Here is a 14,449-nt window from a genome sequence, read left to right on the forward strand (position 1 = left end):
AATAGATAGATTGGATTTAAGGAGAGAAAAACATGTCCGGAAAAGACTTATCCGTATTACTTAGTGTTATTTTAATTGTGGCAATGCTGATCATTCCGTTCCCGGGCTGGTTGTTAAGCTTTTTAATTATAATAAATATTTCTCTTGCACTATTAGTTATTCTTACGTCAATGAATATGAATGAGCCGCTGCAATTTTCAATCTTTCCTTCTTTGATTCTTCTTTTGACTTTATTTCGTTTAGGTTTGAATGTGTCGACAACCCGAGCGATTTTAGCAGAAGGTGATGCAGGGAGAGTAGTTGAAACATTCGGAACGTTTGTTACTGGAGGGAATGTTTTAGTAGGTTTTGTTGTTTTTATTATCTTAATCGTTATTCAGTTTGTTGTTATTACAAAAGGGTCAGAGCGTGTATCAGAAGTCGCTGCCCGTTTTACGCTTGATGCGATGCCAGGTAAACAAATGAGTATTGATGCTGATTTAAATGCAGGCATGATTTCTGAACAACAAGCTCGTGAGAGACGAGACAAAATCGCTAATGAAGCTGATTTTTATGGAGCCATGGATGGGGCCAGCAAATTCGTTAAAGGTGATGCAATCGCTGGAATTATTATGGTACTGATCAATATGTTATTCGGAATTATTATTGGGATGATGCAGCTTGGAATGTCAATAAATGAGGCTGCCTCTCATTTTACAATGCTTACAGTTGGTGATGGAATTGTGAGCCAAATTCCAGCGTTGTTAATTTCAACTGCTACAGGAATTGTCGTAACAAGAGCTGCATCAGAAGGAAACCTTGGTACAGATATCACCTCTCAGCTGTTTGCTTTTCCAAAAATGCTTTATGTAGCAGCTGCAACTATTTTTCTATTAGGCATTTTTACGCCAATTGGAATTCTATTAACACTTCCAATTGCAGCATTACTTGCTCTTGGTGGTTATATGATTACAAGGTCTAAAGAACAGAATGTACCAGATGAAGAGGAAATAGAACAAGAGATTGAAATGGACGAAATGAAGAGCCCGGAAAGTGTCGTGAATTTACTTAATATTGATCCAATTGAATTTGAGTTTGGATATGGATTAATTCCACTTGCTGATACAAACCAGGGTGGGGACCTTCTAGATCGTGTTGTCATGATTAGAAGACAGTTAGCCATTGAACTTGGGATTGTGATTCCTGTTGTACGTATACGAGATAACATTCAATTGCAGCCTAATGAATATCGCTTAAAAATTAAAGGGAATGAATTGGCTAAGGGTGAAATTCTCCTTGACCACTATTTAGCAATGGCTCCAGGTATTGAAGATGATTCAATTGAGGGAATTGACACAATCGAGCCATCATTTGGTTTACCTGCAAAATGGATTGCGGAAGAGATGAAAGATACCGCTGAAATGTATGGCTACACAGTTGTTGATCCACCATCTGTTGTATCAACTCATATTACTGAGGTTATAAAGCAACATTCTCATGAATTATTAGGACGACAAGAAACCAAACAATTAATCGACCATTTAAAAGAATCTTACCCGATTTTAGTTGAGGAAGTAACACCATCTCCACTCGGGATAGGTGAGATTCAAAAAGTACTCGCAAAGTTATTGCGTGAAAAAGTATCGATAAGAAATTTACCGATTATTTTCGAGACTTTAGCTGATTTTGGAAAAATGACATCAGATACAGAATTACTTGGAGAATATGTAAGACAAGCTTTAGCAAAGCAAATAACCGCTCAATATGCTGAGCAGGATGAGATTTTAAAGGTTGTCACTTTATCAGGGAAAGTAGAAAAAATAATTGCTGATGGTGTACAACAAACAGAACATGGTAATTATTTATCATTAAGCCCTGATGTATCTCAAATGATGATAGAATCAATCGCGAAGGAAGTAGAAATGTTATCACTACAACAGCAAACACCGATTATTTTATGTTCTCCTGCAGTGAGAATGTATGTAAGACAATTAACAGATCGATATTTTCCTCAAGTTCCTATTTTGTCTTACAATGAGCTGGAAGCAAATGTTGAAGTACAGAGTATTGGGGTGGTGAATGTAGAATGAAGGTAAAAAAGTATATCGCACCATCTATGCAAGAGGCTATGAAAAAAATTAGAACTGAGATGGGAAATGATGCAGTTATACTAAACTCAAAAATCATTCAAACCGGAGGATTTTTGGGACTTTTTACTAAAAAGAAAATAGAAGTGATTGCTGCTATGGACCCGGATGTTCCTGCAAATGAGAACAAGGCTGTAAACCCGATAAATAAAGAAACATCAAAGCCTCAAGTACATTTGAGTCAAAATGATTTAGGACGCCCAGTTGCATATGGCTCACAAATAAATTACGATCAAACACCACTCTTTGATGAAATCAGTGAATTAAAAAGCATGATTAGAGCTATTTCTGTAGATGGAAAAAGTGAAATTTATCCGCAACCTTTAAAACTTTTATTAGAAAAAATGACAAAACAGGAGATTTCCTCTGCATTAAGGGGGGAAGTAATAACAGATCTATTAGACTTTTGGTATTCGCAAAAAGGTAATGTTTCAAATGAAGACTTAGTAATAAAGCAAAAAGAATTTTTTGCCCATTACCTTGCCGAGCTTGATTTTGAAGGTATTTCATATAAACGGAAATATATTAATGTTATCGGTCCTACTGGTGTAGGTAAAACAACGACTCTAGCAAAATTGGCTGCTGAATGTGTTCTTCAAAAAAAGAAAAAAGTTGCTTTTATAACGACAGACACTTATCGAATTGCAGCAATTGATCAACTAAAAACCTATGCGAAGATTTTGGATGTACCAATTGAGGTCTGTTATACAATCGATGATTTTAAACAAGCAAAACAAAAACTTTCAATGTACGATTATATTTTCATTGATACTGCAGGCAGAAATTTTCTAGAACATAAATATGTTGCTGATTTACAAAAAATTATTGATTTTGATGATGAAATGGAAACATTTTTAGTTTTAGCTGCTACGGCAAAACTAGCTGATATGCTTGCAGTATATGAACAATTTGCTGTTATTCCAATTCATAAACTAATTTTCACAAAATTAGACGAAACATCAGCAAGTGGATCATTATTCGATGTCATGATAAAAACAAAAAAGGGCATTGCATATACAACTCACGGTCAAAATGTTCCTGATGATATCAAAGCCGCAACAAGAGAACATATAGTTGAACAAATTTTGAGGTAATGAAAAATGGGATATGATCAAGCACAGCGTCTTAGAGAACGTTTAAACAGCCTTAAAACAGAAGCGAGAACAGTTGCTGTTATGAGTGGAAAAGGGGGAGTAGGTAAGTCTAATTTTTCTCTTAACTTTTCGTTGGCATTACGGAAAGAAAATAAACGAGTATTGTTATTTGATTTAGATATTGGTATGGGCAATATTGAGATATTAATTGGTGAAAATTCAACCTATTCAATTGTTGACTTTTTCAATCATGATATGTTGCTCTCAGAAATCATTTCAACAGGTCCCGATGGTCTAGATTATATTTCAGGCGGAACAGGATTAGGGGAGATTTTTTCTTTAAATGAAGAAAAATTTCAACGATTTTTGCAACAACTAGGGATTTTATTTAAATTATATGACTTTATTGTTTTCGATATGGGGGCAGGTATTTCAGGAGATAGTTTGCGATTTTTATTATCTGTGGATGAAATTATCGTGATTACAACACCTGAGCCTACATCTATGACAGATGCGTATGCAGCTATAAAAAATGTCTGCGTAAATAATAATACAACCCCTTTTGCAATCGTTGTAAATCGAGCTTTTAATAAAAAAGTTGGTGTATCTACTTATAAAAGATTAGAACTGACGATTAATCAGTTTTTAAATCGAGGAATTTCGCTACTTGGAGTAATTCCTGATGATTCCACCATCATGAAAGCGGTAGTTGAACAAAAGCCGTTTATTCTTTTTCATCCAAGTTGTCAAGCTAGTAAAGCTTTAGTAACGATCTCAACAAAATATTTGAATAGCAAACACCCAATGAATGAAGCTCAAGATGAAACACCTTTTATTTCGAAATTAAAACATTTCTTCATGAAAGGCAGGTAACAACTTATGGATAAAACAAGTGTCTTGGTCGTCGATGATTCCGCTTTTATGAGAAGGTTAATTACAGATTTTCTATCTGAACATGACCAAATTCATGTAGTAGGAACAGCTAGAAATGGAGAAGATGCATTAAGAAAAATTGAACTGCTAAATCCCGATGTTGTTACTCTAGATGTTGAAATGCCTGTTATGGATGGATTAGAAACTCTTAAAAATATAATGATGAAATGTCCAAGACCTGTGATTATGCTTTCAAGTACAACGAAAGACGGTGCAGAAAATACTATTTTATCGTTGCAATATGGTGCTATCGATTTTATTTCAAAGCCTTCCGGATCTATATCTTTAGACCTATACAAAGTTAAAGAAGAGCTTAAAAATAAGGTTATTCTAGCAAAAACAGCAAATTTAAAGAAAGTAAATAATCAATTATTACCAAAAACTAAAAAATATAGTAAAATAGACTTATGTGTTGATGAAAAATCTATTTTGTTCGACAGAAATCGTCCTTTTCAATCGATCGTTTGTATGGGGACCTCTACAGGAGGACCCAGAGCATTACAACATGTATTAACAAAATTACCATCAAATATTAATGCACCTATTTTTATTGTTCAACACATGCCGCCAGGCTTTACAAAGTCACTTGCTAATCGTCTTCACTCAATCTCTTCAATTGAGGTAAAAGAAGCTGTAAACGGAGATGTTGTAAAAAACGGCACAGCATATATAGCACCTGGCGGATCACATATGAAAATTGTTAAGTCAGGGGCAACACTAACAATAAAAATAGACCAAACTGACATAAGGAATGGTCATCGTCCATCAGTTGATGTGATGTTTGAATCTATAAGTGAGCTAAAGAATTATCGCAAAATTGCGGTTATTATGACAGGGATGGGATCTGATGGTTCAGAAGGATTAAAAAAAATGAAGTCAAACGGATTTGTAAAAGCTATTTCTGAATCTGAAGCCACATCTGTTGTATATGGAATGCCTAAATCAGCTGTTGCGACAAATCTAGTTGATAGAATTGTAAATGTGGAAGAAATTTCAGATGCTATTTTATATTTTCTTTCAACCGCTAACGAATAACAGCCTGACTTTATTGTATTCAATAAGAATCATCTTATTAAATAAAAGTGGTCTTAGCTGTTTGATCCAATACTTAACTCGAAACTTAGGGGTGTTACCTTATGGAAATGAACCAATACTTAGAAGTGTTTATTGAAGAAAGTAAAGAGCATTTGCAATCTTGTAATGAAAAATTACTAGAATTAGAGAATAACCCTACGGATTTGTCAATTGTGAATGAAATATTCAGGTCTGCCCATACATTAAAAGGCATGAGTGCCACAATGGGTTATGAGGACTTAGCAAACTTAACACACCAAATGGAAAATGTTCTTGATGCTATTAGAAATGGAAAATTAAAGGTAACAGCTGAAATATTAGATGTAGTTTTTGCCTCTGTAGATGATCTTGAAGAAATGGTTTTCTCTATTGCTGAAGGTGGAAATGGGAAAAAAGATGTTACAAAAGTCGTAGAGATGTTAAAACAGATTGAAAACGGAGAATCGATAGCGGAAAATCCTGAGTCTACTAGTGATTTAGCTTCACAACATTCTTTACAATCAATTCAATCTTATGATGATTATGAAAATGCTGTTATCCAGCAGTCAAAAGAGCAAGGCTTTTCTGCTTACGAATTAACCGTAACATTAAGAGCTGACTGTTTGTTAAAAGCAGCAAGAGTATTTATGGTGTTTGAAATTTTAGAGCTGGCAGGTGAGGTTATTAAATCGGTTCCTTCAGTCGAGCTCTTGGAAGAAGAAAAATTTGACCGTACATTTACTGTAGCTCTTGTTACAAAGGAATCTTCAGAAGATCTTAAAAATAAAGTAATGAAAGTTTCAGAGATTGAAAAGGTTTTTACTCAACCAATTCCTAATCATGTGACTTCGACTACTGCAGAAACTATTGAAGGGAATGAACATGAACTGCCAGAAAAACACGAAGTTGAACAGGCTGTGGGGGAAGTGAAAACAGCAACGAAACAGGTAACTGCCACAAGTTCGAAAACTATTCGTGTGAATATTGAACGTCTAGACATCTTGATGAATCTTTTTGAAGAGCTTGTTATTGACCGTGGGAGACTAGAACAAATTTCAAGGGAATTAAAAAATTCTGAGCTTAATGAAACAGTCGAGAGGATGTCAAGGATCTCTGGTGATTTACAAAACATTATTTTAAATATGAGAATGGTTCCTGTTGAAACTGTATTTAATCGTTTCCCAAGAATGATTAGACAATTAGCAAAGGATTTAAATAAAAAAATTAATTTAGAAATTGTAGGAGCTGAAACCGAACTAGATCGTACGGTTATTGATGAAATTGGAGATCCGCTTGTTCACTTACTGCGTAATGCGATTGACCACGGGATTGAAATGCCGGAGGAACGTGTAAAAAACGGAAAGAGTGAAGAGGGACATGTTGTATTAAGTGCTTATCATAGTGGAAATCATGTCTTCATTGAAATCGAAGATGATGGAGCGGGAATAAATCGAGAACGAGTACTTAAAAAGGCACTAGATCGCGGGGTTGTGACAGACCAAGTAGCTGCTACCCTTACGGATAAACAAGTTTACGAGTTAATCTTCTCATCAGGTTTTTCTACTGCTGAAAAGATTTCGGATATTTCCGGCCGTGGAGTAGGTTTAGACGTCGTAAAGAATACTATTGAATCTCTCGGTGGTACAGTTTCTGTTGATGCCGAAGAAGGTAAAGGATCATTATTCTCTATTCAGCTGCCACTCACACTATCAATTATTTCTGTCATGCTAGTTGAATTACGAAATGAAAAATATGCGATCCCGCTTTCATCTATTATCGAAACCGCTGTTATTAAGAAAGAGGATATCCTTCAGGCGCATAATCAAAAAGTCATTGATTTTAGAGGAAAGATCGTTCCATTAGTTTTCTTATCAGAGATTTTTGAAGCCCCTGAAGCAACAGAAAATGAAGATTTCGTTTCTTTGATTATTGTCCGGAAAGGTGAAAAAATGGCGGCGTTAGTTGTAGATTCTTTCATTGGTCAACAGGAAGTTGTTTTAAAATCATTAGGGAACTATTTAAATGCAGTATTTGCCATTTCAGGAGCGACCATTTTAGGTGATGGTCAAGTAGCATTAATTGTTGATTGTAATGCCCTTATTAAATAATTGATTACTATACACAATTGAAAGATAAACATGTAAGGAGCTTGTCTTAGAAAGGAGTATTTACGATGAATGAACATTTAACTGGAGACCTTAAAGTGATTGTTTTTCAGTTGCAGGATGAGGAGTACGGGATACCTGTGCACCAAGTACGTTCTATAGAGAAAGTTCAACATATTACAAGAGTTCCAAGAACAGCTTCATATATAAAAGGTGTTATAAATTTACGAGGTGTTGTCACTCCAATTATCGATTTACGTAAACGTTTTGGTCTTCAAGAACTTGAGGATACTGAAAGTACGAGAATGATCATTGTATCAAAGGATGATATTGAAGTTGGTTTTATTGTAGATGCTGCCAACGATGTCATCGATATTCATTCAGACATCATTGAACCTGCACCTGAAGTAGTAGGTTCTGTAGAGGTTGAATACATTCTAGGAGTTGCAAAATTAGAGAAGCGTTTAATTGTTATGATAGACCTTGAAGAAGTATTAAAAACTGGTCAAACCCCGGAAATTCAGGGTGTATAGTAATAGACATGGATTATACAAAGTCAATAACGTCTACACATTTAGATATATTAAAGGAGATTGGAAACATAGGTGCTGGGCATTCTGCAACATCTTTGTCTAAGTTATTAAATAAAAAGATTGATATGACAGTGCCTGATGTTAAGGTTATTTCGTTTAATGAGCTTATGGGTCTAGTTGGCGGGCCAGAAGTGGTTGTTGCAAGTGTGTTTTTAAGAATGGAAGGTGATATCCCAGGTTCCTTATTTTTTGTTCTTAGCATTGAACAAAGTGAGCGGTTCATTAAGAAACTAATAAATGATGAAAGCTTTTCTTTACAAGAACTGCCATATAATGAACTGGGGTTATCTGCTTTTCAGGAGCTTGGAAACATTTTAACAGGATCATATTTATCATCATTATCAGACTTAACAAATCTGATGATATATCCTTCAGTTCCTGCTTTAACAATTGATATGTTTGGTGCAGTTATAACACATGGCTTAATTGAATTATCGCATGCAAGTGATTATGCAATTATCATTGATACCGCAATTAAAGAAGAAGATCAGCTTGATATTGACTCAGTGAAAGGACATTTCTTTCTATTACCTGATCCGGACTCTTTTAAAAAGCTATTTGATGCACTTGGTATATCTGATGAAAAATGAAGTAGTAGAAATCTTTAAAGTAGGTATTGCTGATCTCAATATTGTGAAAACTCCTAACAGAATCCGGACTTCAGGTCTAGGTTCCTGTGTAGGACTTATCCTTTATGACAAAATCAATAAAATTGCGGGTTTGGCACATATTATGTTGCCTGACTCATCACTAGCTAATCAATCTACGATTAATCATGCGAAATATGCTGATACTGCTATCCCGCTACTAATGAATAAATTAGGAGAATCAGGAGCGAAAATGAAGTTTCTTCAGGCTAAATTGGCTGGCGGTGCTCAAATGTTTCAATTTCAATCATCAAATGACATGATGCGGATTGGACCAAGAAATGTTGAAGCAGTTAAAAGGATTCTAAAGACCTATAATATTCCAATTCTTAACGAAGATGTAGGTGGGAATAGCGGAAGAACAATTGAATTTGATCCAAAAACATCTGAGTTATTGATTCGAACTGTTAATCAAGGGACAAAAATAATATAAGTTTATGAAACGAAGATTAGATTTTTTCATGATATTAAGTTAAGCAGGGGGATAAAAATGACACAATTGACACAAACCGATGAACATGTAATTTGGCAAAAATGGATTGATGTACGTGACACACATGCTGGTGATGCTCTTATCAAAAAATATATGCCCCTTGTAACTTATCATGTTCAAAGGATATCTGTAGGGCTCCCCAAAAATGTGAACAAGGATGACTTAATGAGCCTTGGGTTATTTGGGTTATATGATGCTCTAGAAAAATTTGACCCAAAAAGGGATTTGAAATTTGATACATATGCTTCATTTCGAGTACGTGGCGCCATTATCGATGGTCTAAGAAAAGAGGATTGGTTATCAAGAAGCTCTAGAGAAAAAGCGAAACGTGTAGAAGCTGCAATTGATAAATTAGAGCAAAAGCATCTTCGTACCATTTCTCCTAAGGAAATTGCTGCAGAACTAGGGATATCTGAGGCGGAGGTGGTAGGTGTTATGAACGAAGGATTTTTTGCGAATGTTCTTTCCATTGACGATCAAATGTTCGACCAAGAAGATGGAGAAACGATTGGATTCACAGTAAAAGATGATCATCAAAAAACACCTGAAGAAAAGATCATAAATGACGAGTTGATTGCCCAATTATCTGAAGTTATTACACAATTAAGTGAAAAGGAACAGCTTGTCATAAGTTTCTTTTACAAAGAGGAACTGACGTTGACTGAAATTGGACAAGTTATGAATCTATCGACCTCTAGAATTTCTCAAATTCACTCAAAGGCATTATTTAAGTTGCGAAAAATATTAGAAAATGTGATCCATTAATCCTATGAAAAAATATAATCTAAGTACAAGTATTTACGATATCACCAAAGATTAGTCAAACTTGATATTTGTACTATTTAAGGGTGTGACTAATCTGAGCCTCAAAAACATCGAAATGCAAATTGCTCTACCACGAACTCATGATGCAAGTAAGATTCAAGAGCAATTAAATCAAAGAAACCAGCTAATTCAAGATCAACTTGCACAGTCTACTCAAAAGGAAGTAGATTTAAAAAGAACACAGGTATTAGAAAATAGTGAAAGTGAAAAATTAAAGTTAAAAAAAGATCAATCACAACAGCAGCACGAGCAAAATAAAAAAAAGAAAAAAGATCAAAAACAAGAGGGAAATCCTAATCACCCTTATAAAGGGAAGGAAATTGATTTTTTTGGCTAAGAAAGGATGCCTATGTTGACAACCTTGCTACTATTAAGTTTACTCCTTCATGTAGTAGCTTTTTATTTTATTATCATCCTTTATATGAAATATTCAACTATGAAGGACATTACTAATACACAACGTCAGATTCTTGAAGAAACCGAAAACTCAATGACAAGCTTTTTAATCGACATGAAGGACGAAAATGAAAAATTGATTAAAACCTTACTTACCTCTACTAATATGAAAAGTCAAAAACCATTGGCTAAAGATCTTATTGAAGTCAACCAAAAACCGAATCCAGAAATAAAGGAACATCCAAAGATCGAGCTAGATCAAAACTCAAAAGAATTGCCTAGTCATTTGTCTGGTCTTGACGAAGTGAAGGACATTGTAGAATTCACACAAACATCTAAGAAAAATAAGTCTCCATTTGAAATTGAGGCAATAAATTTATATAAAGAAGGAAATACTGTAGAACAGATTGCTAAAAAATTAAACAGAGGAAAGACAGAGGTTGAGCTGCTTCTAAAATTCCGGGAAATGATAAAATGATGTTCAAGTCGAAATAAAGTAGGACATCTTGTAAAGATATTTCACTTTACTCTTGATTGTCATATTTCGATATGGTATATTAATTTTTGGTGTTATTACACACGCTTATAGATTTAAGTATTGGTGCTGTTTTTTTACATACTTGTTTAAAAAGACAGTTATGCTTAAAGATGATATAAGCGGAGGAGATCAAAACCATTTAGGAGGAACAAACACATGTCAGTAATTTCTATGAAGCAATTGCTTGAAGCTGGTGTTCACTTCGGTCACCAAACTCGCCGTTGGAACCCAAAAATGAAACGTTACATCTTTACAGAGCGTAACGGAATCTACATCATCGACCTTCAAAAAACAGTTAAAAAGGTTGAAGAAGCTTACAAATTCGTTAAAGAACTTGGAGCTGAAGGTGGTACAATCCTTTTCGTTGGTACGAAAAAACAAGCACAAGATTCTGTTAAAGAAGAAGCAGAACGTTCTGGAATGTACTATGTAAACCAACGTTGGTTAGGTGGTACATTAACTAACTTTGAAACAATCCAAAAGCGTATCAAACGTTTAAAAGATATTCAAAGAATGCAAGAAGACGGTACTTTCGAAGTACTTCCTAAAAAGGAAGTAGTTCAACTTAACAAAGAGCTTGAGCGTCTTGAGAAATTCCTAGGTGGAATCAAAGACATGAAGCAATTACCAGATGCATTATTCATTATCGATCCTCGTAAAGAGCGCATCGCTGTTGCAGAAGCTCGTAAATTAAACATCCCGATCGTTGGTATCGTTGATACTAACTGTGATCCAGATGAAATTGATTACGTAATCCCTGCTAATGATGATGCAATTCGTGCTGTAAAACTTCTTACTGCAAAAATTGCAGATGCAATTTTAGAATCTAAACAAGGTGAAGAAACAGTAACACCTGCTTAATGTGCAAAAGGTGATAAGGGGATTTGGCCTTTTATCACCTTTTTTTAAAGTAAGCTACATAATTAGAAAAGCGTAAGCCTAGAGTATAGTGAGCTTACTCATCACTTAGGCTGAAGCTAGTATTTAAACTAGGTAAAGAATATTTTTCTATCAGTTCTTTGAACTTTGTGTTATGTATCACAACATAAGGTGTAACCTAACATAATGTGCATAACATATCCATTCTATATGATGGATATTGGAAACTTAAACCTAATTGACCTTAAGGAGGAATACCGTTATGGCAGTAACTGCTCAAATGGTTAAAGAATTACGTGAAAAAACTGGCGCTGGAATGATGGATTGTAAAAAAGCGTTAACTGAAACAAATGGAGATATGGATCAAGCAATTGATTATCTTCGTGAAAAAGGGATTGCAAAAGCAGCTAAAAAGGCAGACCGTATTGCAGCTGAAGGTTCTACTTTAGTAAAAGTAAACGGAAATGAAGCTGTTATTTTAGAAGTTAACTCTGAAACAGACTTCGTTGCAAAAAACGAAGGTTTCAAAGAATTAATTAACGGTTTAGCTGATTTCTTACTTGAAAAGAAACCTGCTGATGTTGAGGCTGCTTTAGCAGAAACGATGAACAATGGTTCTACTGTAGCAGATTATATTAACGCTGCTATCGCGAAAATCGGTGAAAAAATTACTCTTCGTCGTTTTACAATATTAACAAAAACTGATAACGATGCATTCGGTTCATACCTTCACATGGGTGGTCGTATTGGCGTATTAACACTATTAGAAGGTACAACTGATGAAGAAGCTGCTAAAGATGTTGCAATGCACGCTGCTGCAGTTAATCCAAAATATGTTTCTCGTGACCAAGTTTCTGCAGAAGAAGCTGAGCATGAGCGTAAAATCTTAACTGAGCAAGCATTAAACGAAGGTAAGCCAGAAAACATTGTAGCTAAAATGGTTGAAGGTCGTTTAGGCAAATATTTCGAAGAGATTTGCTTATTAGATCAAAGCTTTGTTAAAAACCCTGATCAAAAAGTAAAACAATTTGTTGAGTCTAAAGGCGCAACTGTGAAAACTTTCATCCGTTATGAAGTTGGTGAAGGTATCGAGAAACGTCAAGATAACTTCGCTGAAGAAGTAATGAGCCAAGTGAAAAAATAATCATCCACAAATTTAAACACAACGAAAATATTGTGTTTAAAGTGGATAGGATTTTCTTATAATGGAAAAAGGGAACACAGCCTGTGTTCCCTTCTTTTCGAGATAGACATGTTCATGTGTAAATGTAGGATGGCAAGTTAAGAGCGGAACAGAGAGTTGGAGGTAATCATGAGTAAACCTAAATATCAACGTATTGTACTTAAATTAAGTGGTGAAGCACTTGCAGGTGATAATGGTTTTGGAATCAATCCATCTGTTATTCAATCAATTGCAAAGCAAGTAAAAGAAATTGCTGAATTAGATGTTGAAGTTGCAGTTGTTGTTGGTGGAGGAAACATCTGGCGTGGAAAAATCGGTAGTGAAATGGGAATGGACCGTGCGACTGCAGATTATATGGGAATGCTTGCGACTGTGATGAATTCCTTGGCTTTACAAGATAGCCTTGAAACACAAGGAATTCAGACACGTGTACAAACATCAATTGAAATGAGACAGGTTGCTGAGCCTTACATAAGAAGAAAAGCAATTCGTCACCTTGAGAAAAAACGTGTTGTCATTTTTGCAGCAGGAACTGGAAATCCATACTTCTCAACTGATACAACTGCAGCCTTAAGAGCTGCGGAAATTGAAGCAGATGTTATTCTTATGGCAAAAAATAACGTTGATGGAGTATATAGTGCTGACCCGAGAGTTGATAAGGAAGCTGTAAAATATGAGACATTATCATACTTAGATGTTTTAAAAGAAGGTTTAGCAGTAATGGATTCAACTGCTTCATCTCTCTGTATGGATAATGATATTTCATTAATTGTTTTCTCTATAATGGAAGAAGGAAATATTAAACGTGCTGTTACAGGTGAAAATATCGGAACAATTGTAAGGGGGAAATAATCATGGCTAAACAAGTATTAGCAAACACTAAAGAAAAAATGGAAAAAGCTGTAGGTTCTTTAAGTCGTGAATTAGCGTCTGTCAGAGCTGGTCGTGCAAGTTCAAATCTTCTTGATAAAATCTCAGTCGATTATTATGGTGCTCCAACACCTGTTAATCAACTTGCATCTATCAGTGTTCCAGAAGCTCGCTTATTAGTAATTCAGCCTTATGACAAATCTGTTCTTGGTGATATTGAGAAAGCGATTTTGAAATCTGACCTTGGTTTAACACCTGCAAATGATGGTTCTCTAATCCGTTTATCAATCCCTGCTTTAACTGAAGAGAGACGTAAAGAGCTTGTAAAATTGGTAAAGAAATATGGCGAAGAAGCAAAGGTTGCCATCCGAAATATTAGACGTGATGGAAATGATGATTTGAAAAAGTTAGAGAAAAATGGTGAAATCACTGAAGATGAATTGCGTAGTTATACAGACGATGTCCAAAAATTAACAGATGAATTCATCGTGAAAATCGATCAAGTTGCCAAAGATAAAGAAAAAGAAATTATGGAAGTCTAATTCAGATTTCCTAGAATTAGATGTCGAGTACGCTGATTTTATAGCACACGGAAATTTATCGTTTCCTAATCGACAAAAAATATGTACAATAGGTATGAAAAGACCCTCTAATGTTTACAGGGGGTTTTTTTGTTAATACTGTTAACGTCTGAGAATGATGAATTATTGGGTG

General features: G+C 35.0%; 15 protein-coding genes. All 15 read left to right on the plus strand.

Annotated features, from left to right (window positions below; translation table 11 throughout):
* Positions 1-32 precede the first annotated feature (32 nt).
* The 15 genes from flhA to frr all read left to right on the plus strand — a co-directional run bounded on the left by flhA (position 33) and on the right by frr (position 14,277).
* Complete coding sequence (gene flhA, locus AC4GZ8_RS03505; protein ID WP_491080440.1) at positions 33-2,069, plus strand: flagellar biosynthesis protein FlhA; 2,037 nt, start codon at positions 33-35, stop codon at positions 2,067-2,069.
* The gene (gene flhF / locus AC4GZ8_RS03510; RefSeq protein WP_491080441.1) at positions 2,066-3,220 is read left to right on the plus strand and encodes a flagellar biosynthesis GTPase FlhF; all 1,155 of its coding nucleotides are present in this window, start codon (positions 2,066-2,068) and stop codon (positions 3,218-3,220) included. Before flhA ends, flhF begins: the two co-directional genes overlap by 4 nt.
* A gap of 6 nt (positions 3,221-3,226) precedes the next feature.
* Positions 3,227-4,093 carry a MinD/ParA family protein gene (locus tag AC4GZ8_RS03515; RefSeq protein WP_491080442.1) on the plus strand — a complete coding sequence of 289 codons (867 nt, stop codon included), beginning with the start codon at positions 3,227-3,229 and terminating at the stop codon, positions 4,091-4,093.
* 6 nt (positions 4,094-4,099) lie between these two features.
* On the plus strand, positions 4,100-5,188 hold the full coding sequence (locus AC4GZ8_RS03520; RefSeq protein WP_491080443.1) for a protein-glutamate methylesterase/protein-glutamine glutaminase: 1,089 nt from the start codon (positions 4,100-4,102) through the stop codon (positions 5,186-5,188).
* A 101-nt stretch (positions 5,189-5,289) separates the two neighbouring features.
* Positions 5,290-7,314 (plus strand): chemotaxis protein CheW, encoded by a 2,025-nt coding sequence (locus tag AC4GZ8_RS03525; protein ID WP_491080444.1) that lies wholly within the window; start codon positions 5,290-5,292, stop codon positions 7,312-7,314.
* 65 nt (positions 7,315-7,379) lie between these two features.
* Positions 7,380-7,844, plus strand: coding sequence for a chemotaxis protein CheW (locus AC4GZ8_RS03530; RefSeq protein WP_491080445.1), 465 nt, complete (start codon positions 7,380-7,382; stop codon positions 7,842-7,844).
* 8 nt (positions 7,845-7,852) lie between these two features.
* Positions 7,853-8,494: a chemotaxis protein CheC gene (locus AC4GZ8_RS03535; protein ID WP_491080447.1), complete on the plus strand. Its 642-nt coding sequence runs from the start codon at positions 7,853-7,855 to the stop codon at positions 8,492-8,494.
* Positions 8,484-8,984, plus strand: coding sequence for a chemotaxis protein CheD (locus tag AC4GZ8_RS03540; protein ID WP_491080448.1), 501 nt, complete (start codon positions 8,484-8,486; stop codon positions 8,982-8,984). Before AC4GZ8_RS03535 ends, AC4GZ8_RS03540 begins: the two co-directional genes overlap by 11 nt.
* Positions 8,985-9,041: 57 nt before the next feature.
* Complete coding sequence (locus tag AC4GZ8_RS03545; RefSeq protein ID WP_491080449.1) at positions 9,042-9,809, plus strand: FliA/WhiG family RNA polymerase sigma factor; 768 nt, start codon at positions 9,042-9,044, stop codon at positions 9,807-9,809.
* A 61-nt stretch (positions 9,810-9,870) separates the two neighbouring features.
* Positions 9,871-10,206 (plus strand): hypothetical protein, encoded by a 336-nt coding sequence (locus tag AC4GZ8_RS03550; RefSeq protein ID WP_491080450.1) that lies wholly within the window; start codon positions 9,871-9,873, stop codon positions 10,204-10,206.
* 15 nt (positions 10,207-10,221) lie between these two features.
* Positions 10,222-10,743: a hypothetical protein gene (locus tag AC4GZ8_RS03555; protein ID WP_491080451.1), complete on the plus strand. Its 522-nt coding sequence runs from the start codon at positions 10,222-10,224 to the stop codon at positions 10,741-10,743.
* A 216-nt stretch (positions 10,744-10,959) separates the two neighbouring features.
* Positions 10,960-11,664: a 30S ribosomal protein S2 gene (rpsB, locus tag AC4GZ8_RS03560; protein WP_491080452.1), complete on the plus strand. Its 705-nt coding sequence runs from the start codon at positions 10,960-10,962 to the stop codon at positions 11,662-11,664.
* Positions 11,665-11,944: 280 nt separating this feature from the next.
* Positions 11,945-12,826, plus strand: coding sequence for a translation elongation factor Ts (gene tsf, locus AC4GZ8_RS03565; protein ID WP_491080453.1), 882 nt, complete (start codon positions 11,945-11,947; stop codon positions 12,824-12,826).
* Positions 12,827-12,994: 168 nt separating this feature from the next.
* Positions 12,995-13,717, plus strand: coding sequence for a UMP kinase (gene pyrH / locus AC4GZ8_RS03570; RefSeq protein WP_491080454.1), 723 nt, complete (start codon positions 12,995-12,997; stop codon positions 13,715-13,717).
* Positions 13,718-13,719: 2 nt separating this feature from the next.
* Positions 13,720-14,277 (plus strand): ribosome recycling factor, encoded by a 558-nt coding sequence (gene frr, locus AC4GZ8_RS03575; RefSeq protein ID WP_491080455.1) that lies wholly within the window; start codon positions 13,720-13,722, stop codon positions 14,275-14,277.
* The last annotated feature ends 172 nt before the right edge of the window (positions 14,278-14,449 follow it).

The sequence above is a fragment of the Metabacillus sp. RB-C-LZQ-3-1 genome (genome assembly GCF_058315175.1).

What these genes read in the sequence shown, in the direction of transcription:
- rpsB (WP_491080452.1), top strand. Translation starts at nt 10,960, where the DNA reads ATGTCAGTAATTTCTATGAAGCAATTGCTTGAAGCTGGTGTTCACTTC.
- flhA (WP_491080440.1), top strand. Translation starts at nt 33, where the DNA reads ATGTCCGGAAAAGACTTATCCGTATTACTTAGTGTTATTTTAATTGTG.
- AC4GZ8_RS03545 (WP_491080449.1), top strand. Translation starts at nt 9,042, where the DNA reads ATGACACAATTGACACAAACCGATGAACATGTAATTTGGCAAAAATGG.
- AC4GZ8_RS03540 (WP_491080448.1), top strand. Translation starts at nt 8,484, where the DNA reads ATGAAAAATGAAGTAGTAGAAATCTTTAAAGTAGGTATTGCTGATCTC.
- AC4GZ8_RS03525 (WP_491080444.1), top strand. Translation starts at nt 5,290, where the DNA reads ATGGAAATGAACCAATACTTAGAAGTGTTTATTGAAGAAAGTAAAGAG.
- frr (WP_491080455.1), top strand. Translation starts at nt 13,720, where the DNA reads ATGGCTAAACAAGTATTAGCAAACACTAAAGAAAAAATGGAAAAAGCT.
- flhF (WP_491080441.1), top strand. Translation starts at nt 2,066, where the DNA reads ATGAAGGTAAAAAAGTATATCGCACCATCTATGCAAGAGGCTATGAAA.
- AC4GZ8_RS03520 (WP_491080443.1), top strand. Translation starts at nt 4,100, where the DNA reads ATGGATAAAACAAGTGTCTTGGTCGTCGATGATTCCGCTTTTATGAGA.
- tsf (WP_491080453.1), top strand. Translation starts at nt 11,945, where the DNA reads ATGGCAGTAACTGCTCAAATGGTTAAAGAATTACGTGAAAAAACTGGC.
- AC4GZ8_RS03515 (WP_491080442.1), top strand. Translation starts at nt 3,227, where the DNA reads ATGGGATATGATCAAGCACAGCGTCTTAGAGAACGTTTAAACAGCCTT.
- AC4GZ8_RS03535 (WP_491080447.1), top strand. Translation starts at nt 7,853, where the DNA reads ATGGATTATACAAAGTCAATAACGTCTACACATTTAGATATATTAAAG.
- pyrH (WP_491080454.1), top strand. Translation starts at nt 12,995, where the DNA reads ATGAGTAAACCTAAATATCAACGTATTGTACTTAAATTAAGTGGTGAA.
- AC4GZ8_RS03530 (WP_491080445.1), top strand. Translation starts at nt 7,380, where the DNA reads ATGAATGAACATTTAACTGGAGACCTTAAAGTGATTGTTTTTCAGTTG.